Below are 24,150 nucleotides of genomic sequence, written 5' to 3'. Positions count from 1 at the left end.
CCATGCGAGAGTAGGGAACTGCCAGGCATCAAATCAAGCAGAAGGCCATCCTCACGGATGGCCTTTTTGCGTTTACGCTGTTCAGAATCCCGCCTGAAGTGACCATTTTACTATCCAGTACTCTACTTTCTCTGCGCTTACATCCAGCCTTCAATAACCTCAGCAACCTTTTAAATCCGTAAAGGAAATATCCTGCTCAAACCTGTTGGGAAAACCTGCGATCGCACCGGGGACTGTCTGAAATCTGCTCTATTTTTAATATCGCAGACTTCGGCAATCGCTCATTTTCGAGTGTTAGCCACCCCGAATAAGACATTGTTAGCAACCGTTTTACCACTCATAACAGTAAAAATCGCTAAATCCACTGTATTAGATGTCCGAATAATTTCCTCAGGTTATGCCATAATCGAACTGCTTATAAAAGGCTGTATGCCATATAAATCATAATGTTATAAACACATCATCATCACTACCAATAGCTTTCTTTGGCACTAAAGTTGGCGAGGAAAACTTACGAGGATTTTATATGGACTCAATTACCGAAAAGCAGCTGGGAGACACGCTGACTGCACGGCAACGAATCTGGGCAATAGTGGGAGCATCGTCCGGCAACCTGGTTGAATGGTTTGATTTTTACGTTTACTCATTCTGCTCACTTTATTTTGCCCATATTTTCTTCCCCTCGGGCAATCCAACTACCCAGCTGTTACAGACTGCCGGTATTTTTGCCGCTGGATTCCTGATGCGGCCGATCGGCGGCTGGCTGTTTGGTTACATTGGCGATAAGCACGGGCGTAAGACTTCTATGCTGATTTCCGTCTGCATGATGTGCTTTGGTTCGCTGGTTATCGCCTGTTTGCCGGGCTACGATACCATTGGCGTCTGGGCTCCGGCACTGCTACTGCTGGCGCGTCTGTTCCAGGGGTTATCAGTGGGGGGAGAATATGGCACCAGCGCAACCTACATGAGTGAAGTCGCGGCAGAAGGGCGTAAGGGTTTTTACGCTTCGTTTCAGTATGTCACGCTGATCGGTGGTCAGCTAATGGCACTTCTGACGGTGGTCGTGCTACAGCAAATTCTCTCCGATCAGGAACTGCGCAGCTGGGGTTGGCGTATTCCATTTGCTCTGGGCGCGGCACTGGCCATCGTGGCACTTTATCTGCGTCGTTCACTCAATGAAACCTCAGACAGCGCCTCACGCGAGAGCAAAGATGCCGGATCGCTGATTGGATTATGGAAGCATCGCCGTGCGTTCATTATGGTGCTGGGCTTTACCGCCGGGGGATCACTCAGCTTTTATACCTTCACCACCTACATGCAGAAATACCTGGTCAACACCTCGGGGATGGATCATAAGACGGCCAGTGGTTTGATGACCGCAGCGCTGTTTGTATTTATGCTGCTGCAGCCTGTTATCGGCGGCTTATCGGATAAAATTGGCCGCAGGAGTTCCATGCTGATCTTTGGCGGGCTGGCTGCGTTATGCACGGTGCCGATCCTGACGTTATTGCAGAGCGTACACGATCCGATCATCGCGTTCGTTTTAGTGATGCTGGCGCTGGTGATTACCAGTTTTTACACCTCAATTAGTGGCATCCTTAAAGCCGAGATGTTTCCACCAGAAGTCAGAGCGCTGGGGGTAGGGTTGTCCTATGCGGTAGCCAATGCTTTGTTCGGGGGATCTGCGGAATACGTAGCCCTGTCGCTGAAGGCGGTGGGCAGTGAAACCACCTTCTTCTGGTATGTCTCCCTGATGGGAGCCGTAGCATTCCTGGTGTCACTGATGCTTCACAAGCGGGGAAAAGGTCTTAAGCTGTAGCTAGTGACCGATATTCCACAACGTATAGCCGGTGGCAGCACCGGCTAAATCCCAGGTAAAATCTTTCCAGCTCCATCCGGTTCCGCCTTCCCGACTGTCATAGAGCTCCTTTGCTGCACCAAGGGAGATAGCAAATGTCAGGCCAAAGCTCGCACTGTGGCCTTCGCTCCAGTTCTGACGCTCACCGTAGGCATTCCCCGCTGCCGCCAGAAAGGCGGAAGAGATAAAATGCTGAGCCTTATCACGCCCGGTCCATTCATCCTGGGCCAGATGAGTGCAGCCGCTACAGCAAAGCAAAACCAGGAGGAAGCATATGCGCATATTGGCTCCGGTTAAAAAAAGCCCCGTAAAAACGAGGCCGTATAACAGGTTAGAAACTACAGAATACGACTAATCAGCCGGTCAATGCGGATACGCCGCAGGCGGCGAATAAGTTTGCGGACCTTGACCGGATAATCGGCAATACTTTCCAGATCGCGGAAGTGCTGAACCACAGTTGTATGCTGGCGGATCAGGTTCAGTTCGCGATCGCGCTGATCGCTCAGCTGCTGGAGCGGATCGTGGATCAGTACCGCATTTTCCAGATCGAGTCGCCATGCGCGCGGATTCAGGTTGTTGCCGGTGACCATACTCCATTCATCATCCACCCACAGCCCCTTAAGATGGTAACTGTTCTCGCCGTCTTTCCATAAGCGCACTGTCAGCTGCCCGACATCAACGTAATACTGCAGACGGCTTAAGAAACGGCGCAGGTTGATTTCATACAGGTAAGGAAGCGCACCGATGATTTTAAACGGCTGATCTTCAGGGATATAAAAATCATTCGCCGTCTTATCGCCAATGATAATCTCAACCTCTTTACCCCGGCGCAGCAGCCAGATGATATTCCTCACCAGAATTGCAGGCAGATTGAAATAGGGGGTACAGATTGTCAGCTTACGTTCGGCGCAGGGCATCAGATGATAGATGGTTTTATTCAGCGAACTGCGTTTGCCTAACCCGACCAGCGGCGTGACGGCCAGCTGTTCATTATTGGCATTACCGGTGAACTCGTAGTCGAAGCCCCGCAGTTCCTGACGGAACTGGCGTGTTTCATTTTTAATTTCCGGGCTTTTAGGGCGCTGATGGCGATCGAGGCGATGAACCGCTTCGGCCTGGATCAGATTTTTATCGATCCACTTGAACATCGTATCGGCCAGCTCGCGGTTAGTGATGAGCTGATAGCGGTCATAGCGGTATCGGTCACGCTGATGTAGATAGACATCGTTGAAGCTGGCACCGGTATACAGCACCGTATCATCGATAATCGAACCTTTCAGATGCAGCACGCCCAGCGCTTCACGGGTATTGACTGGAATACCGTAAACCGGGATCGCAATATCTTCGTTCTGGCTGGCCATTTCACAGTACCAGTCGGCGTTCGTTGCCGAGGCTGCCGCGCCAATTCGACCGCGCTGAGCGCGGTGCCAGTCAACCAGTACGCAGATATCCAGCGTGGGGCGCAGGCGTTTAGCCGCGTAAAGCGCTGAGAGAATCGCCTGGCCGCCTTCATCATTTTCCAGATAGAGGGCCACGATGCAGATACGCCGTGTCGCCGTGGCAATTTTTTCCAGCAGCGTTTTGCGAAAATCCGCAGGCGAATACAGCGTCGTGAAATCAGCAACTGACTGAGACAGTTTAGGCAGTTGCGCAAGGTGCTGTTGGTGTTTATTGCGTTTAAAATTTGACAACATCACAGTGCGTTTCTTCTCTGTTCATAGAATGGCCTTTATCCGTAAAATCATGACCCTAACCGAGAATAATACCATTAGTTTGTGCGAAAGGCGTTAGATTTACTTTTCATTGCCACCTTCCTGTTCGCCCAGCGACAGCGACAAACCAACAATATCGTCTTCCAACTGCACGTCGACGACAAACCCCAGTTTGCGTGCCAGTGCCAGCATGCCCTGATTACGCGGCATCGTAATACCATTTAACTGCTGCAGGCCGTGATCGCGGGTGTAAACAATCATTTTCTCCAGCAGGCGTCGGCCAAGCCCAAGGCCTTTCAGATCGGAGCGCACCAGTACGGAAAACTCCGCGTCGATATTGTCCGCATCTGAAATTGCGCGGGTTACACCGATAATCTCATACAGTCCATTATGCTGACGGATGGCAACAATCGCCATTTCCCGATCGTAGTCGATTTGCGTCATGTTAGCCAAATCATCATGGGTGAACTCATTGATCTCGCTGAAGTAGCGATAATAGAGGTCTTCTTTGGTTACCTGAGCGATAAACTGCTGTAGCAGAGGTTCGTCCTCTGGAAGAATGGGCCTGAAGAGGCACGCTTGTCCATTCTTCAGGACGATTGTCTCTTCAAGCGCATGCGGATAGGGACGGATGGTCAGACGATCTTCCGCATCACCGTGAAACTCCGCCAGCTGAAGCGTTACGTCCAGCAGGGTAAACTCGTTGCCTGTGGCCAGCAGGGGGTGAATATCCAGACGAACAATCTGCGGGCAGTCGACAATCAGGTCAGACACCTGAACCAGCACCTGGCTCAGGCCAACTATATCAAGCGGATGCAGCGCACTGCGCCCGCGGATCTTGCCGCTTTTAATCGCCTGAATCACCAGATAGCGCGCCAGCGTCATATTCAGCGGCGGCAGCGCCACCACCGCCTGGCGATCACCCTGCCAGGAGATACCGCCTTCACCCAGCATAATCACCGGACCGAACAGCGGGTCCTGTTCAACCACAATTCGCAATTCCTGCGCCCCGGCACGGTTCGCCATACTTTGTACCAGCAGGCCGTGAATGCGTGCCTGCGGCGAAGTCAGCCTGACGCGATCGATAATCGCCTCGGCCGCCTGCTGCACCTCGGTGGAAGTTCGTAGATACAGCATCACCCCCTGGACTTCGGACTTATGGCGGATATCCGGCGATCGCAGCTTCAGCGCCACCGGATAGCCAATCTGCGTGGCGATCTGTACCGCTTCACTGCTATCGCCGGCAATCCAGGTCGGAAGCGTATTCAGCCCGTAGGACTGGAGAATTGGCTGTACTTCATGCGTATCCAGCGTGGTGGCACCATTTTCCAGCGCCTGCTGGATCAACTGATGAGCATCACTGGTATTGGCGGTGAGATTCGCGGGCAGAGCCGGGGTTTCGCGCAGCTGCTTCTGGTTACGCCGGTACTCAACCATATGCATAAAGGCCGTCACCGTCCCTTCCGGTGTACGATAGGTTGGGATACCGGCATCGCTGAACAGTCGTCGGGCTTCCTGGGAAGAATGTTCGCCACACCAGTTAGTCAGCAGCGTTATCTGCCTGCCGCGCGGATGCTGTTTCACCAGCTCAATCACCCGCTGAGCCGTTAGCGTCGGTGGCGCAACGGCGCTGGGCGCATGAATGATTAGCAGGGCATCAACGTCATGGCTGTCGAGCAATAGCGACAGCGCCTGCAGATAGCGCTCCGGCGTGGCGTCATCTTTTAAATCCAGCGGGTTGCCCGGTGTAATCCCTTCCGGCAGCCGCTCACCGAGTTCAGTAAGTAAAGACTCACTCAGCGTTGCAAGTTTACCGTTGCGGTCGTACAGCTCGTCCAGCGCCAGCGCGGAGGGCGCGCCGCCGTTGCTGACAATCATCAGCCGTTCGCCGCGCAGCGGGCGCATATGGCTGAGCGTTTCCACTGCTGAAAACAGTTCGTGAGTGTCCTGCACGCGCAGCAGACCGGCGCGCTGAATGGCCGCATCCCAGGCGGCATCCATTCCGCCATGGGACTTCAGCAGCTGGTTGGCGTGAGGGCTGCGGCCACTTTTGATCACCAGAATCGGTTTATTACGCGATGCGCTGCGGGCGGCAGAAACAAAGCGGCGCGCATCGCTAAGATGCTCCAGATAGAGCAGAATCGCGCTGGTTTTGCCATCGCGCGCCAGGAAGTCGAGCAGATCGTCGGCATCGATATCCAGGCTGTCGCCCAGTGCGATAAACCAGGAGAAGCCAAGCTGGCGCTGCTGCGCCCAGTCGAGAATCGTGTTTGACACTGCCGCCGACTGTGAGATAAAAGCCAGCTTGCCTTTAAGAATCGGCACCGGGGAGAAACTGGCATTCAGCCCCTGCCACGGGGCCAGCAGTCCAAGGCTGTTCGGGCCAAGCAGGCGGATTTGCCAGCGGCTGGCGCAGGCTTCCAGCTCGGCGAGCTGGCTGGCGGGTGCGGAGAGAATAATGCAGGCTTTACAGCCGCGTTCACCAAGCGCGGTCAGCAGTTCCAGATTACGCCGGGCGTGAGTGCAGATAATAGCAAGGTCCGGGGAAAGCGGCAGGCTGGCAATATCAGGCCAGGCCAGTACGCCACAAACTGCCTGATATTTTGGCGTCACCGGCAGTATCGGCCCGCTGAACCCGCCCGCCAGCAGATTACGCATCATCAGATATCCGGCACGTTCGGGCCGGGTGGAGGCTCCGATCACGGCGATCGATTTCGGTCGCAACAGTGCTTCTAAACCGCGTTGGCTCATCTCCGCTCCCTTCGAGAAATTATCCGCTACCCTGCAGTAACGTATTTTGATTCTACTCCGGGCGGCGAGAAGATGCTGCGCTGCGTATCAGTTAATTGATCGTGGGCAGAATTTGTTATTCTTCATCTACATTCTCAACGGAAGCCTGATGCAGCGGATGATGAGGTTTTCCAGCCAGATAACGCTGGCGGAACAGATCGAAATGGCGGAACAGCGCTCCACCGGCAGCGGAATCTCCGGCCTGTAACAGCAGTTCTGCGGCGACTTCAGCGGTACAGTGCTGGCCCTCGCCGTGCGACTCGCGTAACTGATAGTTTGAAGGGCGGGTCAGCGTTAGCGACATCACCGGCAGGTCATCGAGCCACGGACTTTTGCGAAACATTTTCCGCGCTTCAGTCCAGGTGCCGTCCAGCATAATAAACAGCGGCGGCTTGCCGCTGAGCGGCGGAGTATTCAGCACCGGACGACCGGCATCGGCGTAGGACTGTGGGAAAACCACCATTGGCTGGAAGTCGGGATTCTGAACAGCCCGGAGCAGGTCGGGATCGGGCTCCGTGCGTGACCAGCCAAACGCCTCGGTATCCGGCAGGATATCGGCAATCAGCCGCCCGGTGTTGCTGGGTTTCATTGGCTCGCTGTCGAACATCACCAGACAAAAGCGGCTGCGGGCCTGCTGCGGTTCGAGCGTGGCGCACAGGCAGTTCTTCTGCGGCAGCAGGCAGCGCTGGCAGCGTTTGATGCGGTTACCGCGGGCAAGGAACGGGCGGGTGGCGCGGGCAAGTCGCGCGGCGCGCAGACGAAGGACGGCGTTATCGGTCATCAGAGATCATCAGCAAAAAACGCTATTCTAGCGGATTCTGGCCGGGCGTGCCCGGCCTTGATAACGCAGTAGTGTGAAGACCTAATTACTGGTCCTCAGCGCATCCTTTTTTCAAACAGGATATCGGCACTGGCCTAAATGTTTTCATCAAGCCACTGGTCGAACGGCGCTTTCGGCATTGCGCCGCTGAGCATATCTGCCATCTGACCCTGCTTAAAGACCATAATGGTAGGAATGCTGCGGATGCGGAAGCGTGCGCTCAGCTGCTGTTCGGCCTCGGTATTCACTTTCAGGAAGCGGACTTTACCGCTGCGCTCTTTCGCTACGGTTTCATAAACCGGTGCGAAGTTAACGCACGGTCCGCACCACGGAGCCCAGAAATCAATGACTACCGGCAGATCGTCCTGTAGATATTTATCCAGCGTATCGGCAGTGGCATTAATCACCTGGCCATCAAACAGCGGGTCACCGCAGCGACCGCATTTCGCACCATCGGTAATACGCTCTTCAGGCACGCGATTGGTTGCCTGGCAGGATACACAAACTGTATTCATCATTTACCTCGCAGATCGGCGAAAGGGTAAGCGTTCACTTACCCCATTGATCGTTATAGTCCTGTCATTATGGGGGGCGAGAATCCTGGCAACAAAGAGATTTGTTCAATGGATATAATAGGTAATGTCTCATACGCTTTAGGATGCAAAATGCACGGCTGCGCGGGTGATATTTGCCGAACGTCGGCTTTTATTGGAAGTTGATAGCTAACTGTTGCCACATCAGGTAATCTGCGCGCTTCGCGCTCAGCCCAGGTGGAGGAAAAATGAACGACGAATCGAAAGGTAAAAGCAGCAAGGTTAAAGTGATGTATGTCCGCAGTGATGATGAAGGCGGCGGCAGCAAGGGTGGATATAATCCTCGCACCGGTAAAGGCCCTCGTCAGGATGACGCGCGGCGTCCATCTCGTCATGCTGACAGTAAGCCACGCGGCGGGCGCGATCGCAGCGAAGGGCGTTCTGACTCTCCGTGGCGCACCGTTTCCCGTGCACCGAATACCACGCCTGATGCGGATAAACCGGATCACGGCGGTATCAGCGGTAAAAGCTTTATTGATCCGGAACAGCTGCGCCGTCAGCGTATGGAAGAGACTCGCGTGTATGGCGAAAACGCCTGTCAGGCGCTGTTCCAGAGCCGTCCGGAATGCATCGTACGTGCATGGTTTGTGCAGAGCGTCACGCCACGCTTCCGTGATGCATTAAAGTGGATGGCGGCAAATCGTAAGGCTTATCACACCGTTGATGAAGCCGAGCTACAAAAAGCGTCCGGTACTGAACACCACGGTGGCGTGTGCTTCCTGATCAAGAAGCGCGTTGGCACGCCGGTGAGCGAGTGGCTGGCTAAGGCCGATCAAAAAGATTGCGTGCTGGCGCTGGAAGGCATCGGTAACCCGCACAATCTTGGTGGCATCATGCGTAGCTGCGCGCACTTCGGTGCAAAAGGCGTGCTGGTGGACGACGCGGCGCTGCTGGAATCCGGTGCGGCCGTGCGAACCGCCGAAGGCGGCGCTGAGCATGTGCAGGCGATCACCGATGAGAGCTTTGCCGCGGGTCTGGATGCATTCCGCCGTGCAGGCTACACCATCGTTACCACATCCAGTCATAAAGGGACTTCCCTGTCGCAGGCAGAACTGCCGGCGAAAATGGTACTGGTTCTCGGTCAGGAGCGTGATGGTCTGTCAGACAGCACTTTCCAGCAGGGCGATCTGAGCGTATCGATCGGTGGAACGGGCAACGTGGAAAGTCTGAACGTTTCAGTAGCAACCGGTATTCTGCTTGCCGAATGGTGGCGCCAGAACAAGGCGTAATGCCATAAAAAAGGCGGATAGTTTTATCCGCCCTTGAAATATCGCTGAAGGCGGCCGGTTTACCGGCCGCCTTTTTTAATGCGCACCGCCGCCGCCGCCTCCGGCACCAAACGGAGGGCGGGCAAACCACACCAGCACCAGCAGGATCAGGAACACCCCGGCAGAAGCCCAGAAAATCTCATTGGCGGAGATAATCAGTCCCTGGTTAGTGATCTGCTGCGCCAGATAAGCGGATGCCTGATCGTGGCTCATGCCTAACTGCTCCAGCTTGCTGTACATCTCCTGAGTATTGGCGCTGTAGGGCGTCACGGACTCGGTAAGATGGGCATGGTGCAGCGATTCCCTGTCGGTCCACATGGTGGTGGTGATCGATGTACCAATCGAACCGGCCAGCGTACGGGTAAAGTTAGACAGGCTCGATGCCGCCGCCAGCCGCTCCGGCGGCAGGCCGGATAAGGTTATCGTGGTGAGCGGCATAAAGAAGCAGGCCACGGCGAAGCCCTGAATAAACTGCGGCCACGCCGATGCAGCAAAATCCATCCCCGGCTCGAAAGTGTACGCACGCCAGTAGAAGCATATCGCGTAAACAATAAAGCTGAAGGTCACCAGCCGTCGCATATCCAGCTTATGGGCGAAGCGGCCGATAATCGGCGACAGAATCACCGGGATGATCCCAACCGGGGCCGACGCCAGCCCTGCCCAGGTGGCGGTATAGCCATACACCTCCTGCAACAGCTGCGGCAGCAGAACGATCGAACCAAAGTAGAGCATATAGGCGAGGCTAATCGACAGACAGCCAATGGTGAAATTGCGCGACTTAAAGAGCGACAGATCCACAATCGGATGGTCATCAGTCAGTTCCCAGACCAATAAGACAACCAGAGCCACCACGGCGACCACCGTCAGCGTAATGATCTCCGGGGAACTAAACCAGTCCAGTTCCTTACCGCGGTCCAGCATCACCTGCAGACAGCCGACGCCGACAACCAGCAGCACCAGACCGACAGTATCAATCGGTCGGATCACCGTTGGCGTCTCGCGATTGCGTAGCGTTTGCAGCGTCAGCACCACCACCGCAACGCCAATCGGCACGTTGATAAAGAAGATCCAGCCCCAGTGGTAGTTATCGCTGATCCAGCCGCCCAGAATCGGGCCGCAGATCGGCGCGACGATCACCGTCATCGCCCATAGCGATAATGCAATACTGCGCTTCGCCGGAGGATAGTTACTGAGCAGCAGGCTCTGCGAGAGCGGGATAAGCGGACCGGCCACGATCCCCTGAATCACGCGGAAGAAGATCAGCATGCTCAGGCTTTCCGACATGCCGCACAGCCACGAAGCGACGGCAAACGCCACCGTTGACCACAGGAACAGTTTCACTTCGCCGATGCGCTTTGCCAGCCAGCCGGTAATCGGAATCGAAATCGCGTTCGCCACGCCAAACGAGGTGATAACCCACGTTCCCTGGGAGTTTGATGCCCCCAGGTTACCGGCAATTGTTGGAATGGCCACGTTTGCAATAGTGGAGTCCAGAACCTGCATAAACGTAGCCAGCGACAGCGCAATGGTCATCAGGACCAGTGGCGCGCCCTCAAGCGGTTTTTGTGCCATCACAGCCTCCCGCTGGCTTAGTTAGCATTCGCGCGGATGATATCGGCAATCAGGGCGTTCGCCGGGGCCAGATCCAGCGCCAGCGCATCACTTTCGTAAGCAGGTTTACTGCGCACGCTGGTGGCCAGAACCGCGCCGTCACGATTGCTGGTATCAATTTTTACCAGTGTAGACAGACCGATACGCAGCGGATGTTTCGCCACTTCCTGCGCATCCAGCTCAATACGTACCGGCAGGCGCTGAACCACTTTGATCCAGTTACCGGTGGCATTCTGCGCTGGCAGCAGTGAGAACACGCTGCCGGTGCCCATATCCAGGCCGACGACCTTACCGTGATAGACCACGTCATCACCGTAAATATCGCTCACCACGGTAGCGGACTGGCCAATACGTACGCCTTCCAGCTGGGTTTCTTTAAAGTTAGCATCCACCCACAGATTATCAGCAGGGACTACGGCCAGCAGCGGCGTGGAGCTGGTGATCTGAGAACCCACCTGTACGCTGCGGCGTGAAACATAACCGTTAATCGGGCTGATTACGGTGGTACGCTGCAGGGCCAGCCAGGCATCGCGCAATTCTGCTGCACTCTGCTTAACGGCCGGCTGATTTTCCAGTGAGGTATCCAGAATCATCGCCTGATTGGCATTGTACTGCTGGATTGCCACGTCAAGCTGAGCCTGAGCAGTCGCCACGGCATCACGAGCGTGTTGCAGGTCCTCACGACCAATCAGATTAGCGGCACCCAGCGGTTCGCGGCGCTTTAAGTCCGCCTGCGCCTGCACCAGCGCGGTTTTTTGCAGCGCGATGGTGGCCTGATACTGCTTACCGTTGATAATGAGCTGATGGGTTTGCCGCACGCTGGTTGCGAGTGCCGTTTGCGCTTTTTCAAACGCCTGCTCGGCATCGGTGCGATCCAGTGTGATCAGCACGTCGCCTTTTTTCACATAATCAGTGTCATCAAACCACACTTTATTAACGCTGCCGGAAACCTGCGCCATAACCTGGGTCTGGTTACCGGCAACGTAGGCGTCGTCCGTTTCCTGATAATGACGTAATACCAGGAACCAGTAAGTCAGATAGGCTACCCCGATAATAACGAACAGCACAGCCAGAAAAATCAGCGCGCCTTTGCGCGTCTTTTTTTTATTTTTCGGCTGCTGCGGATCCTGCGTGACCGCGTTTGCACTCATGTTTTTCTCCACGTTCTCTTGCCATTCAGGTTCGCCGGACATCCTGTCAGCAACAGCCTGAGTCTAAAATGCCAGCGGGGTTAGCGCTGGCATGAGTTTATTTTTGGATGCTTAAAGTAACGATTCCCTGATACGGGTGTGTCGCACAATATGCTATTAGTGGTTCAATTAACGAGAAAGTGATGCGATAACCTGCTCTTCATCCATTTTATCAAGGCGATTTAATAACTTACGGATGATGCCTTCTAACTGGGATTTTTCGGAATCATTCAGTGATGACCACAGAAGCTGCAGGCTCTGATGCTGAGGTGGCAGCAGCTGACGCAGGAAATCATTGCCCTTAGGCGTCAGATGCAGGTGCAGACAGCGGCGATCGTTATCGCTCTCGCGGCGCTCAATCCATCCACGTTTTTCCAGTTCGTCGGCGATACGGGTCGCGTTTGTACGGGAAGACCCGAGAGCTGAACTCAGCTCGGAAGGTTGAATGCTGTGATCTTCCTGCGCATCCAGCGTGATCAACGCCATGAACAGCGTCTCGTTAATTCCCTGTGCCTTCAGCATCTTGTTGCGGTTTTCCAGTAGTTTGCTCTGCATATGCATACACAAACGGGTCAGCATGATCTCCTGTAACGGGAAATCTTTCTGACGGTTCGCTCGAAAATTAAGCATCTGTTCAATGGGAGAAAACGAACTTTCCATTATAAAGGGACCTCATTAATTGAAACTGGTGTCGTAACGATGATGGCATTAGAGAAAGATCGCTTTCCCGGTTGGTGGCTGTTCACAAAGCCGCACTCATCATCAGTAATTTCCAGGTCACTCCATAACCCAGGGCGCTGAGCAGCGTTGATAAAACAATGCTGCGCGAAAAATAGAACGTCATACACAGCACGGCGAAACCGAGCAGCGTAGGAATTAATCGGTCAGGATGCCGCAAGATATCGGGCAGGCTGGAGACAATCAGCAGGGCGCAGATAGAGGCAATGCCGATGCTGTCTAACAGCAGACCGGTCACGCCACGCTTGATGCTGGCGGCCTTGTTCCTGCCGTGCAGGCACAAAGGCAGATAGCGAAACAGGAAGTTCACCAGGCCTACCAGCACACCGAGTATAAGAATTTGCGAACTCACGGGCGCTCCCTGCCGCCCGGTGGCGGTAGCAGTCCTGCCAGACAGCCGGCAACGATGCCGCTGAGAATGGCAACCGGAATAGAGAACAGCATCATGCCGGCCAGCGCGCCCGCCAGCGCGGCGATAACGGTAAAGCTCTGTCGGCGCTGGAACGAGGCCAGCAAAAAGCTGAGGAACAGCGCGGGCAGCATAAAGGTCAGCGCGCCTTCAACGGCGGGGTAATCATCTAAAAGGCCGTTCCCGGACCACGCCCCTGCAACCGTACCGGCAACCCAGGAAAACCAGGAGCAGAAGGCAATACCCAGCATCCAGTTTTCGCTCCAGCCACGGTTGTCTCGGTAGAGTTTTGCGGTCGCTGCGGCGAAGACTTCATCAGTCAGGCCAAATGTCCAAAAAGGTGTTTTACGTGGGTTAAGTTTTTGGGTGATGCGCTGGCGCAGGGAAGGACCGTAAAGAATGTGTCGCACATCCATCGCCATCACGGTTAGTGCTGCGATCCACAGGGAAGCTCCGGCGCTGAGCAGTGCGGTAATCACAAACTGGCTGGCTCCGGCATAGATAATGCAGGAAAAAAATATCGCTTCTAACGGCGTGAAGCCCAGCTTTGTTGCATTCAGTCCAAACGCAAAGGCAACCGGCACGTAGCCAATAACGATTGGCAGACTGTCGATAACACCTTCGCGCCAGCTGGAAGGAGGGAAATCTGTATTTTCCGAAAGATAATTTTGTTCAGCTGTCATAGCCCGTATCGCTTGTGTTGCTGAATAATTGCATGTGAAAAAATAACCAGCTTGAATAAATCGCGTCTAACATTACCAGAGTGTGAAATCCGTTAACAGGCCGTCATACTTGAAAAAACTTCATTTTTGACTCAAAAAATCAGCTGAAGCAGACTCATGCTTAGCGTTTCGCCACCAGTTGAATAGATTAACGACGGTTAACAGAGCGCCACAAACGCAGACGCCATACCAGCCTGCCATCTGATAGGCCGATGCGGAAAGCAGTGAGCCCGCAGCACCACCAATAAAGTAGCAGGTCATGTAACCTGAGGTCAGACGATTACGCGCTTCCGGCATATGGCGATAGATCACGCTCTGGTTGGTGATATGCACACCCTGAACGGCCAGATCGAGCAGCAAAACACCAATAACCAAAGCGATAAGTGAGTGAGCGCCAACTGCTGTGATTCCCCACGAGAGCAGCAGAAGTATCAGCCCTACGCTGGTGGTCAGCCGGGCTTTACCTTTATCGGCCAGCGCGCCGGCCTGGCGTGCTGCCAGTGCCCCTGCCGCACCCACCAGCCCCAGCAGACCGATTTCTCCCTCAGAGTAGCCCCATTCGGGCGAAGAGAGCAGAAACGCCATTGAGGTCCAGAGCACGCTGAAGTTAGCAAAAATCAGGCAACCGGTGATGGCCCGGGTGCGCAGAATGGGGTGCTGAGCAAACAGTGAGAAAATCGAACCCAGCAGCTGGCCGTAGTTCAGCGAAACTGATTGCTTATAGCGTGGCAGATAGCGCCACAGGGCCAGAGACATACAGACCATCAGCACGCTGGCCACCCAGTACACGGTACGCCAGCCGCCCAGCTGTGCCAGCCCGCCCGCAACGGTCCGCGCCAGCAGTATCCCCAGCAGTAGCCCGCTCATTACCGTGCCAACAACCCGGCCGCGTTTTTCCGGTGCAGCCAGCGTAGCGGCCAGAGGAACAAGGATTTGCGCCACCACGGAAAACAGTCCGGTGAGAACGGTTCCCAGCAGCATCAGCGGCAGCGTGGGGGAGAGCGCGGTAATGACCATCCCGCCTGCCGCCAGCAGACTCATGGTGACAATTAAACCACGCCGCTCAAGCATATCGCCCAGCGGCACCAGCAGCAGCAGCCCGGCGGCGTAGCCAAGCTGAGCGGTGGTGACGATAAAACCGGCCTGATGGAAAGAGAGATCGAACGCCTGGGCAATGGTTGCCAGCAGCGGCTGAACATAATAATTACAGGCAACGGACAAACCGGTGGCGACAGACATCAGCGCAACCAGCGCCGGATTCAGTCCGGTATGGGGGGATTTCATAGCAGCCAGAACAGGGGTAAGAAATATCTCATAGGCTAATAGTAACCTAAAAAACTATTTCACTCACAGAATAATTAACAGGACAAACCAGTTCGCACGGAGCTTTCCGCGCGGTGAATACTGCCCTCAATGCGGACTTTTACAGCCTGCGAGGAGTGCGAGATCGGGGGGAGCAATCGCTCCTGGATGGCGCGATTGAAATAAAAGGACCGCTCGTTGAAGGCGAGTGGCCCTTGAAAACGCGTTGTCGAAATGATTTCGCAGCGGCTAATGCGCCTTTATTTCGCTGCGGCCAGTGCGTCCTTCACCCAGCCATCGAACAGCGCCTGGTGCGCTTTGATCCAGCCATCAACGTGGGCGTTGATATCCGCTTCTGAAGCCTGGCCGCTGTGCATACGTGCGTTCTGCGCGTTGATATCGGCAATCGGCAGCTTCATTTCCGAGAACAGTTTCGCCGCGGCCGGATTTTTCTCCGCCCAGGCTTTGTTAGCAACAATGTGCATGGTGTTCACCGGGAAGCCATAGTTCGCGCCGTTAGGCAGCTTGGTATCCACATCTTTCTGCTCGCCCGGCATAGAGGAGAACGGCACCTGCAGCCACACTACATCGCGGCCAGGAATCAGCACGTCGCTGACCCAGTACGGCGTCCAGGTGTAATACAGGATCGGTTTACCTTCCTTAAAGCGGGTAATGGTATCTGCGATCATTGCCGAGTAGTTGCCCTGGTTATGCTCAACGCTGTTGCTGAGATCGAAGGCTTTAATCTGGTGGTTAATCACCGCTTCACAGCCCCAGCCAGGCGTACAGCCGGTCAGATCCGCTTTGCCGTCGCCGTTGGTATCAAACAGCTTGGCCAGCTTCGGGTCTTTCAGCTGATCGATGCGGGTAATGTGGTATTTCTCGGCGGTTTTCTTGTCGATCAGATAGCCCTGAGCAGCGCCCTGGACGTAGGTACCTTCACGGTAGAATTTTGCGTCGCCGCCCGCGGCTTTGTACATATCGTCGTGCAGCGGCTGCCAGTTAACGGCGGTGAATGTGGCATCGCCGGAGGCAATCGAGGTGTAACCCACGTTGTAATCCACCTCGCTGGTGCTGTCTACGGTATAGCCCAGTTTTTCCAGCGCGCGGCTGACCAGCTGCGTCTGGAAGCTCTCTTCACTGATGGTGCTCTGAACCGGCTTAACGGTAATACCTTTACCCGGCAGATCGGCGGCGGAAACCTGAGCGGCGGCCAGCGTAGTTAACGCGGCGGCCAGCAGTGCGGTCTTGCGCATAGTAACTCCTGGTTGTCATTAATTGTGGGGAGGTGAGCGGCGGCACGATTTCATGCCGCCGAAAGCTTATTTGATAAACGGACGGGTCAGCAGTCCGAGTGGCCCGGTGGCGTACCAGCGGCGGTTACCCCGGCTGCGAACGTCGCGGCCCAGTGACTGGGTCAGACGGTCGAGGATAATCGCCAGAATCACAATACCGACGCCGCCTACGGTAGCCAGGCCCATATCAAGTCGACCAATGCCGCGCAGGACCATCTGGCCCAGACCGCCGACGGCAATCATTGAGGCGATCACCACCATCGACAGGGCCAGCATCAGCGTCTGGTTCACGCCGGCCATAATGGTCGGCATCGCCAGTGGCAGCTGCACTTTGAACAGCATCTGGCGTGGGCTGGCACCGAACGATTCCGAGGCCTCAATCAGATCGGCAGGTACCTGCTTGATGCCAAGAATGGTCAGACGAACGATCGGCGGCAGAGCAAAGATAATCGTCACGACTACGCCAGGGACGTTACCGATACCGAACAGCATGACGATCGGCACCAGATAAACAAAGGCCGGTGTCGTCTGCATGGCATCCAGCAGCGGACGGATAATTTTTGCCGCTCGCTCACTGCGCGCCAGCCAGATCCCCAGGGGCAGCCCGATGACGATGCAGAACAGCAGGGCGGTCAGCACCAGCGCTAGCGTCACCATCGCCTGCGACCAGGCACCAATGGCGCCGATAGCGACCAGCGAGATAAGCGTGGCGATACCCATTCCCAGGCCTGACATCTGCCAGGCAATCAGGGCAAACAGTACGATGGCCACCGGGGCGGGCATGCCCGTTAGCAGCTGCTGAAATCCGCTCAGGATGTAATCCACCGGCAGGCGGATACCCTGGAATAGCGGACGGAAGTGAGAAACGACCCAGTCGATGCCGTTTGTCACCCAGCTATCCAGTGGGATCAGCGTTTTGTGAAATGGATCGAGAATATTGAAGTGTTCCACCTGCGGAGCCGGCGCGCTGTTCAACCAGTCGCTGCCGCCGCTGGCTGCTGCATGACCACCGTCCGGCGCACCCCAGGCATCTCCGCCCGCTGCGCTGCCGTCGGCAGGTGCTGTCGCACTGCCACCCCAGGGATCGCTGCTGGCGGAAGCTGCGCTGCCGTCAGCCGGAGCGTTGGATGATGCGCCGCCGTCGGCAGGTGCTGCCGCACTGCTACCCCAGGGATCGCTGCTGGTGGAAGCGGTATTGCCATCAGCCGGTGCGGCCGCTGCATTGCCGCCATCGGCCGCGCTGGTGGAGGTATCCCACGGATTACTGGTTTGTTTGCTCATGGTTGGCCTCCATCACGATCTAATGCCTGTAGTAACATGCCCTTGGAAATAATACCGATGTATTGACCCTGTTCGCCGGTAACCGGAACCGCGCAGGGAGCCTGCGCCACATGGGACAGCAGATCGCTTAACGAGGTATCGCCCGGCACCGCCGCAGGATTTTCCAGTAGTGCATGATTCAGCCCCTCTCCGGCGGCGAGAGCCGCTTTCAGGGAATCGGTGGAAACTACGCCAATAAATTTTTCTTTCGCCAGCACGTAGCCGTACTCGCGGTCGTTATCCTGCAGCAGCTTGATTGCCGATCGCGGGCCAAAGCCCGGAGCCTGACGAATTAGCGCTGCGGCGCTGCGGCGGGCAATATCTTTTGCGCTGAACACCTGACTGATATCCACGCCGCGGAAGAAGGTGCGGACATAGTCATTGGCCGGGTTATTGAGGATCTCATCCGGCGTACCGACCTGCACCACTTCACCGCCCTGCATAATCGCAATACGGTCGCCAATACGCATGGCTTCATCAAGATCGTGGGAGATAAATACGATAGTGCGCTGATGCTTCGATTGCAGTTTTACCAGCTCATCCTGCATCTCAGTACGAATTAATGGATCGAGAGCAGAGAACGCTTCATCCATTAATAATATATCCGGATTAATCGCCAGAGCGCGGGCTAATCCAACACGCTGACGCATACCGCCGGATAGTTCATCAGGATAAGAATGCGCATAATTTTCCAGCCCGACCTGATGCAGCGCTTCCAGGGCTTTTTCCTGTCTTTCCTGCAACGGCGTTCCCGCTAATTCCATACCGAAGGCGGTATTATTTAATACCGTCATATGCGGCATTAGCGCGAATGACTGGAATACCATGCTGATCTTATTTCGGCGAACCTGGCGCAATTCACTGTCAGATATTTTGGCAATATCTTCGCCGTCGATGATGACCTGGCCGCGGGTGGGTTCAATCAGACGATTGAGAAGGCGAACCATGGTGGACTTGCCGGAACCGGAGAGCCCCATGATGACGAAGATCTCGCCTTCTTCAATGGCCAGACTGGCGTTCTTAACGCCAAGAGACAGTCCGGTTTTTTCCAGAATGGCCTCTTTGCTGAGCCCTTTATCAATATACTTAAATGCCCGCTCGGGATGTTCCCCAAATACCTTATATAAATTCTTAACTTCTAATTTAATTGCCATGCATTAATTAATTCCTGGTTGATTAATTTTCTTATAGGGGTTCTTCTTTCAGTTTAGTTATTAACGATATATACCGTAGCACACTGAGACTGAGAGGCAACCCTTGAGGCGGCATTTGAAAATGATCGGGGAGATGTCAGTATCAAAGAATGTCAGTGCTGGTAAGGGATTGAGCGGTGTTGAGTCGTGGTGAAAAAAATCAATATTTACCTAAGAAATATCCTTGTGTTGCGGAAATATGAACCCGTCATGGGTAAATATAAGGCTAAACAGACGGGTCTGGCAGGCAGTTATTCAAAGCAAAAAATCAGCCGATTGGCTGATTTTAATTACTAATTTCGCGAGGGACTATTACAAGCGGGGATTCGGCAAGAATCCCCCGATGAAGCAATTAAAAATCCCAGTCTTCGTCTTCAGTATCGACGGCTTTACCCATCACGTAGGATGAACCGGAGCCGGAGAAGAAGTCGTGGTTTTCATCGGCATTCGGTGACAGAGCGGACAGGATCGCCGGGTTCACGTCGGTCATTTCCGCCGGGAACAGCGCCTCATAGCCCAGGTTCATCAGCGCCTTGTTGGCATTGTAGTGCAGGAACTTCTTCACATCCTCCTGCCAGCCAACGCCCTGATACAGCGCATCGGTATATTCCACTTCGTTTTCATAGAGTTCCAGCAGCAGGCCAATGGCGAACTGTTGCAGGTCTTCTTTACGCTCGGCGCTCTCACTTTCCAGCGCTTTCTGGTACTTATAGCCAATGTAGTAGCCGTGCACCGCTTCATCCTTAATAATCAGGCGGATAAGGTCGGCGGTGTTGGTCAGCTTACCGCGGCTGGACCAGAACATCGGCAGATAAAAACCGGAGTAGAACAGGAACGATTCCAGGAACACGCTGGCGATTTTCTTCTTCAGCGGGTCATTTTCGTAGTAGTGCTGCAGAATGATGTCGGCCTTACGCTGCAGCGGCTCGTTTTCCTCGCTCCAGGCATAGGCGGCATCCACATCGCTGGTGTGGCACAGGGTGGAGAAGATCGAGCTGTAGGAGCGAGCATGCACCGCTTCCATAAAGCTGATGTTCGACATCACCGCTTCTTCATGCGGGGTCAGCGCGTCGGCCATCAGCGCCGGTGCGCCCAGGGTATTCTGAATGGTATCCAGCAGCGTCAGACCGGTGAACACGCGAATGGTCAGCTGTTGTTCATCGGCATTAAGGCCGTTCCACGCCGGAATATCGTTCGACAACGGAACCTTTTCCGGCAGCCAGAAGTTACTGGTCAGGCGGTTCCACACTTCCAAATCCTTTTCGTCTTCGATTTTATTCCAGTTAATAGCGTGAACTTTCTTCAGTTTCATAGTGATATCGTGAGTTCCGATTCGGCACCGGCCGGTAGAAAAAAAGTTGACGGGCCGGAAGATCCGGCCCGCGATTTAATGTGCTGTTACAGCGAGCAGGAAACGCAGCCTTCGACTTCGGTTCCCTGTAGCGCCATCTGGCGAAGACGGATGTAGTAGAGCGTCTTGATGCCTTTCTTCCACGCGTAAATCTGCGCTTTGTTGATATCGCGAGTTGTCGCGGTATCGCGGAAGAACAGGGTCAGTGACAGGCCCTGATCGACATGGCGTGTGGCTTCGGCGTAGGTATCGATAATCGCTTCCGGCCCGATGTCGTACGCATCGCGGTAGTAGTCCTGATTATCGTTATTCATAAACGGTGCCGGATAGTACACGCGGCCGGTTTTACCCTCTTTACGAATCTCAATCCGCGACACAATCGGGTGAATGCTCGACGTTGCGTGGTTGATATACGAGATCGAACCGGTTGGCGGGATAGCCTGCAGGTTCTGGTTATACAACCCGTCCTTCATCACTGCCGCTTTCAGCGCCTGCCACTGCTCCTGGGTTGGAATTTCGATCCCGGCATCGGCAAACAGGGCGGCAACGCGAGCGGTGCGCGGCTGCCAGCTCTGCTCAACATACTGGTTGAAATACTCACCGCTGGCATAGCGTGAATCGCTAAAGCCGCTGAAGGTGGTCCCGCGCTCGCGCGCCAGCAGGTTCGAGGTGCGCAGCGCGTGATAGGTGACGGTATAGAAGTAGATATTGGTGAAATCCAGGCCTTCTTCACTGCCGTACTGAATGCGCTCACGCGCCAGATAGCCGTGCAGGTTCATCTGCCCCAGGCCAATCGCGTGCGACAGCGCGTTACCCTGCTCAACGGAAGGCACCGAACCGATGTGGCTCTGATCGGAAACCGCCGTCAGGCCGCGCACGGCGATTTCAATCGTCCGCGCGAAGTCCTCTGAATCCATCGCATGGGCGATATTCAGCGAGCCAAGGTTGCAGGAAATATCCTTGCCGATGCGGCGATAGCTGAGATCGTCGTTGTACTCGGTAGGCGTATTGACCTGCAGGATCTCCGAGCACAGATTGCTCATATTAATCCGGCCGTGGATCGGGTTAGCGCGGTTGACCGTATCTTCAAACATGATGTACGGATAGCCGGACTCAAACTGGATTTCTGCCAGAGTCTGGAAGAATTCACGCGGATTAATAAAGGTACGACGAATGCGCTCGTCGGCCAGCATCTCGTCATATTTTTCGCTGATGCTGATATCGGCAAACGGCAGGCCGTAGAGGCGCTCCACGTCATACGGTGAGAACAGCGCCATCGGCTGATTGTCTTTCGCCAGCTGGAAGGTCACGTCCGGGATCACCACGCCGAGAGACAGCGTTTTGATACGGATTTTTTCATCGGCGTTTTCGCGCTTGGTATCAAGGAAGCGCAGGATATCCGGGTGGTGAGCGTTCAGATAAACGGCACCGGCACCCTGGCGTGCGCCCAGCTGGTTTGCATAGGAGAAGGCATCTTCCAGCATTTTCATTACCGGAATAACGCCGGATGACTGGTTTTCAATACGCTTAATCGGTGCGCCGGATTCACGCAGGTTGGAGAGCAGGAACGCCACGCCGCCGCCGCGCTTGGACAGCTGGAGCGCCGAGTTTACCGCACGGCCAATCGACTCCATATTGTCTTCAATACGCAGCAGGAAGCAGGAGACCAGCTCGCCGCGCTGCTGCTTACCGCAGTTCAGGAACGTTGGCGTAGCGGGCTGGAAGCGTCCGGCAAGGATCTCATCGGTCAGCGACAGTGCCAGCGCCTGGTCACCCTGCGCCAGGGTCAGCGCCACCATGCACACGCGCTCGGTAAAGCCCTCAAGGTAGCGTTTGCCGTCGAAGGTTTTCAGCGTGTAGCTGGTGTAAAACTTCCAGGCACCGAGGAAGGTCTGGAAGCGGAAGCGGCGCGAATAGGCCTGCTCGAACAGCGCGCAGACGAAGTCGAACGGGTAGGCGTTCAGCACATCGGCTTCGTAGTAGCCTTCAGCAACCAGATACTGCAAACGCTCGGCCACGGAGGAGAACTGCACGCTATTGGGGATCACGTGCTGAATAAAATACTGACGCGTGGCTTCGCGATCTTTTTCGAACTGGATGTTGCCTGCGGCATCATACAGATTCAGCATCGCATTGAGCGCGTGGTAATCAGGTGCGGCCGCTGCGGCCTCTATGAGGGTGCTGTCTGTCGCTGCCAAAATTCGGTTACTCCCTTGTAAACGTTAGCGATATCGTCTGCGGTGCCCATTAGCTCAAAGCGATAGAGGTACGGCACCTGACATTTACGCGCAATAATATCGCCAGCGAGGCAGTAGGCCTCACCGAAGTTCCGGTTTCCGGCGGCAATCACACCGCGGATAAGCTGACGATTATTGGTATCATTAAGAAATTGAATCACCTGCTTAGGTACCGCGCCATGACTGGTGCCGCCGCCGTAGCTGGGCACTACCAGAATGTAGGGCTGGTCGACCTGCAGGCGCTGAGCGCTGTCTAACGGAATGCGTCGCGCCGGCAGATTTAAGCGGGTGATAAATCGATGGGTGTTTTCCGACTGGCTGGAAAAATAGACCAGCGTAGTCATCGCCTTAACCCCGGACCGCTGCCAAATGGCTCAGTGCCTGAATCTTGTCAGGGCGGAAGCCGCTCCAGTGATCCTGTTCGGCCATCACGACCGGGACCTGGCGATAACCAAGAGATTTAAGAGTTTCTACGTGAGCAGGTTCGCTATCGAGGTTGATCAGCTGATAGTCGATCCCTTTCTTATCCATCGCATTTTTTGTCGCGTTGCACTGGACACAATTATTTTTAGTGTAAATAATAATGCGCATGATTCGTATTCACCTTACGGGCTGGTTAACTGAGTATCTGGCGCGGAAATTACTGCCCGACTCGCGCCGCCACTGCCACACCATGTTGCGTGGTCTTGATGAAGTGAATACTAGATATAGTGGCCTTAAAAAGCAACCACACAAGATATAGGAAAAGCGTATTTATTTAGTCAACATGCTCACAAGCCTTACGCCACAAGGTTTTGTGCAGATAAAAAAAATGCCCGCACTGTGATCTGCGAGCATTTGTTCAAAAAATAAACGGTACTAACGGCGGGTTGTGCTAGTCGTGATTAATGCGCCGATCAGCACGCCGAGAGCGGTACCGATCCCCACGCCGTGCCAGGGTTTATCACGCACGTAAGTATCGACCTGAGCGCCTGCATCTCTCGCTGCCTGAGTCACCCGATTATGCCCCTGTAGTTTGGCACGAGTCTCTTTTAGCAGTGTTTCAGCACGGCTTTTGGCACCTTCCACGTCATCCTTAGCTTTACTACCGTAGGATTTCAGCAGGTCATCAAGCGTATCTGCCAGCAGTGATACATCTTCACTCAGATCAATATCGTTATTTTTCGCTGTCCGATTGAACATTTTTGCTCCCTAATTCTGAAATGTACTATTAAGTATAGGACAGGCTAAAAATCGGTAACGCTGAAAACCTGCGTTTTGGATTATTCCGAAAGCACTGACTATGTGGCCTGAGGTAAGGTTGCGGGGTTTGCAGACACAGAGGAAAAAGCATGTATTTACGACCTGATGAGGTAGCTCGCGTACTGGAAAAGGCGGGATTTGAGATGGATACGGTCACTGCCAAAAGCTACGGTTACAGTCGGGGTGAAAACTACGTCTATGTTAATCGTGAGGCGCGTTTAGGTCGTACGGCGCTGGTTATCCATCCGACACTGAAAGAGAAAAGCCAGGCGATTGCGGTACCGGCATCTGATATAAAAACCTGCGAACATTACGTCCGCTTTCCCATGTATCTGGTGGGCGACACCAACGATCACTACGGAATTCCCTACGGATTCAGCTCACGCGCCGCACTCGAGCGCTATCTGGAACGGATGTTTGACTGATTTCCCCGCCGGATGCTGAAATCACGCAAAAAAAATGCGCCCGCAGGCGCATTCGGAATTCAGTACGTTTTTGC

At 54.7% G+C, this 24,150-nt stretch carries 22 protein-coding genes; 3 read left to right on the top strand and 19 right to left on the bottom strand.

Features of this window, described 5'->3' with window-relative positions; all coding sequences use genetic code 11:
• Positions 1-526 precede the first annotated feature (526 nt).
• Positions 527-1,819, top strand: a complete 1,293-nt coding sequence (locus IBT46_RS10900) for an MFS transporter (protein ID WP_200545678.1) — start codon at positions 527-529, stop codon at positions 1,817-1,819.
• On the opposite strand, the gene IBT46_RS10895 is transcribed toward IBT46_RS10900, so the two are convergent.
• The 5 genes from IBT46_RS10895 to trxC form a co-directional block, all read right to left on the bottom strand.
• Positions 1,820-2,140 carry a YfiM family lipoprotein gene (locus IBT46_RS10895; RefSeq protein WP_200545677.1) on the bottom strand — a complete coding sequence of 107 codons (321 nt, stop codon included), beginning with the start codon at positions 2,138-2,140 and terminating at the stop codon, positions 1,820-1,822. It abuts the gene before it with no gap.
• 56 nt (positions 2,141-2,196) lie between these two features.
• Entirely contained in the window at positions 2,197-3,552 is a 1,356-nt protein-coding gene (gene pssA, locus IBT46_RS10890; protein ID WP_200545685.1) for a CDP-diacylglycerol--serine O-phosphatidyltransferase, read from the bottom strand.
• Positions 3,553-3,651: 99 nt separating this feature from the next.
• The gene (locus IBT46_RS10885) at positions 3,652-6,321 is read right to left on the bottom strand and encodes a bifunctional acetate--CoA ligase family protein/GNAT family N-acetyltransferase (protein ID WP_200545676.1); all 2,670 of its coding nucleotides are present in this window, start codon (positions 6,319-6,321) and stop codon (positions 3,652-3,654) included.
• 115 nt (positions 6,322-6,436) lie between these two features.
• Positions 6,437-7,141: a tRNA-uridine aminocarboxypropyltransferase gene (locus IBT46_RS10880; RefSeq protein ID WP_200545675.1), complete on the bottom strand. Its 705-nt coding sequence runs from the start codon at positions 7,139-7,141 to the stop codon at positions 6,437-6,439.
• A gap of 134 nt (positions 7,142-7,275) precedes the next feature.
• A complete protein-coding gene (gene trxC, locus IBT46_RS10875) occupies positions 7,276-7,695 on the bottom strand; it encodes a thioredoxin TrxC (RefSeq protein WP_105593345.1) in 420 nt (139 codons plus the stop codon).
• Positions 7,696-7,961: 266 nt separating this feature from the next.
• Here trxC and IBT46_RS10870 point away from each other — a divergent pair, with 266 nt between their 5' ends.
• Positions 7,962-9,002, top strand: a complete 1,041-nt coding sequence (locus IBT46_RS10870; RefSeq protein ID WP_200545674.1) for a tRNA/rRNA methyltransferase — start codon at positions 7,962-7,964, stop codon at positions 9,000-9,002.
• A 75-nt stretch (positions 9,003-9,077) separates the two neighbouring features.
• Here the strand turns inward: IBT46_RS10870 and emrB are convergent, their stop codons facing one another.
• The 14 genes from emrB to IBT46_RS10800 all read right to left on the bottom strand — a co-directional run bounded on the left by emrB (position 9,078) and on the right by IBT46_RS10800 (position 23,591).
• On the bottom strand, positions 9,078-10,616 hold the full coding sequence (gene emrB, locus IBT46_RS10865; RefSeq protein ID WP_200545673.1) for a multidrug efflux MFS transporter permease subunit EmrB: 1,539 nt from the start codon (positions 10,614-10,616) through the stop codon (positions 9,078-9,080).
• Positions 10,617-10,630: 14 nt separating this feature from the next.
• Positions 10,631-11,803 (bottom strand): multidrug efflux MFS transporter periplasmic adaptor subunit EmrA, encoded by a 1,173-nt coding sequence (gene emrA, locus IBT46_RS10860; protein WP_200545672.1) that lies wholly within the window; start codon positions 11,801-11,803, stop codon positions 10,631-10,633.
• Between the two features lie 168 nt (positions 11,804-11,971).
• A complete protein-coding gene (mprA, locus tag IBT46_RS10855; protein WP_105593133.1) occupies positions 11,972-12,502 on the bottom strand; it encodes a transcriptional repressor MprA in 531 nt (176 codons plus the stop codon).
• An 82-nt stretch (positions 12,503-12,584) separates the two neighbouring features.
• On the bottom strand, positions 12,585-12,932 hold the full coding sequence (gene ygaH / locus IBT46_RS10850; RefSeq protein WP_200545671.1) for an L-valine transporter subunit YgaH: 348 nt from the start codon (positions 12,930-12,932) through the stop codon (positions 12,585-12,587).
• Positions 12,929-13,672, bottom strand: a complete 744-nt coding sequence (locus IBT46_RS10845) for an AzlC family ABC transporter permease (protein WP_200545670.1) — start codon at positions 13,670-13,672, stop codon at positions 12,929-12,931. Before IBT46_RS10845 ends, ygaH begins: the two co-directional genes overlap by 4 nt.
• Before the next feature lie 120 nt (positions 13,673-13,792).
• A complete protein-coding gene (locus IBT46_RS10840; protein ID WP_200545669.1) occupies positions 13,793-14,995 on the bottom strand; it encodes an MFS transporter in 1,203 nt (400 codons plus the stop codon).
• A gap of 278 nt (positions 14,996-15,273) precedes the next feature.
• Positions 15,274-16,269 (bottom strand): glycine betaine/L-proline ABC transporter substrate-binding protein ProX, encoded by a 996-nt coding sequence (proX, locus tag IBT46_RS10835; protein ID WP_200545668.1) that lies wholly within the window; start codon positions 16,267-16,269, stop codon positions 15,274-15,276.
• A gap of 66 nt (positions 16,270-16,335) precedes the next feature.
• Entirely contained in the window at positions 16,336-17,589 is a 1,254-nt protein-coding gene (gene proW, locus IBT46_RS10830; protein WP_200545667.1) for a glycine betaine/L-proline ABC transporter permease ProW, read from the bottom strand.
• Complete coding sequence (proV, locus tag IBT46_RS10825) at positions 17,586-18,782, bottom strand: glycine betaine/L-proline ABC transporter ATP-binding protein ProV (protein ID WP_200545666.1); 1,197 nt, start codon at positions 18,780-18,782, stop codon at positions 17,586-17,588. The genes proW and proV overlap by 4 nt, the downstream gene beginning before the upstream one ends.
• A 391-nt stretch (positions 18,783-19,173) precedes the next feature.
• The gene (gene nrdF, locus IBT46_RS10820; protein WP_200545665.1) at positions 19,174-20,133 is read right to left on the bottom strand and encodes a class 1b ribonucleoside-diphosphate reductase subunit beta; all 960 of its coding nucleotides are present in this window, start codon (positions 20,131-20,133) and stop codon (positions 19,174-19,176) included.
• 86 nt (positions 20,134-20,219) lie between these two features.
• Positions 20,220-22,346 (bottom strand): class 1b ribonucleoside-diphosphate reductase subunit alpha, encoded by a 2,127-nt coding sequence (gene nrdE, locus IBT46_RS10815; protein ID WP_370569436.1) that lies wholly within the window; start codon positions 22,344-22,346, stop codon positions 20,220-20,222.
• Entirely contained in the window at positions 22,343-22,753 is a 411-nt protein-coding gene (nrdI, locus tag IBT46_RS10810; RefSeq protein WP_200545663.1) for a class Ib ribonucleoside-diphosphate reductase assembly flavoprotein NrdI, read from the bottom strand. Before nrdI ends, nrdE begins: the two co-directional genes overlap by 4 nt.
• A gap of 4 nt (positions 22,754-22,757) precedes the next feature.
• Positions 22,758-23,000 (bottom strand): glutaredoxin-like protein NrdH, encoded by a 243-nt coding sequence (gene nrdH / locus IBT46_RS10805; RefSeq protein WP_105593143.1) that lies wholly within the window; start codon positions 22,998-23,000, stop codon positions 22,758-22,760.
• A 267-nt stretch (positions 23,001-23,267) separates the two neighbouring features.
• Positions 23,268-23,591 (bottom strand): DUF883 family protein, encoded by a 324-nt coding sequence (locus IBT46_RS10800; protein ID WP_200545662.1) that lies wholly within the window; start codon positions 23,589-23,591, stop codon positions 23,268-23,270.
• A 149-nt stretch (positions 23,592-23,740) separates the two neighbouring features.
• On the opposite strand from IBT46_RS10800, the gene IBT46_RS10795 reads away from it, so the two are divergent.
• Positions 23,741-24,076 (top strand): DUF2002 family protein, encoded by a 336-nt coding sequence (locus IBT46_RS10795; protein ID WP_105593145.1) that lies wholly within the window; start codon positions 23,741-23,743, stop codon positions 24,074-24,076.
• Positions 24,077-24,150: the final 74 nt, after the last annotated feature.

The organism is Erwinia sp. S38, from assembly GCF_016624545.1.
Classification (GTDB): Bacteria; Pseudomonadota; Gammaproteobacteria; order Enterobacterales; family Enterobacteriaceae; genus Erwinia; species Erwinia coffeiphila.
Note: the sequence above shows the minus strand (reverse complement) of the source record. Positions and strands in the feature narration are given on the sequence as shown.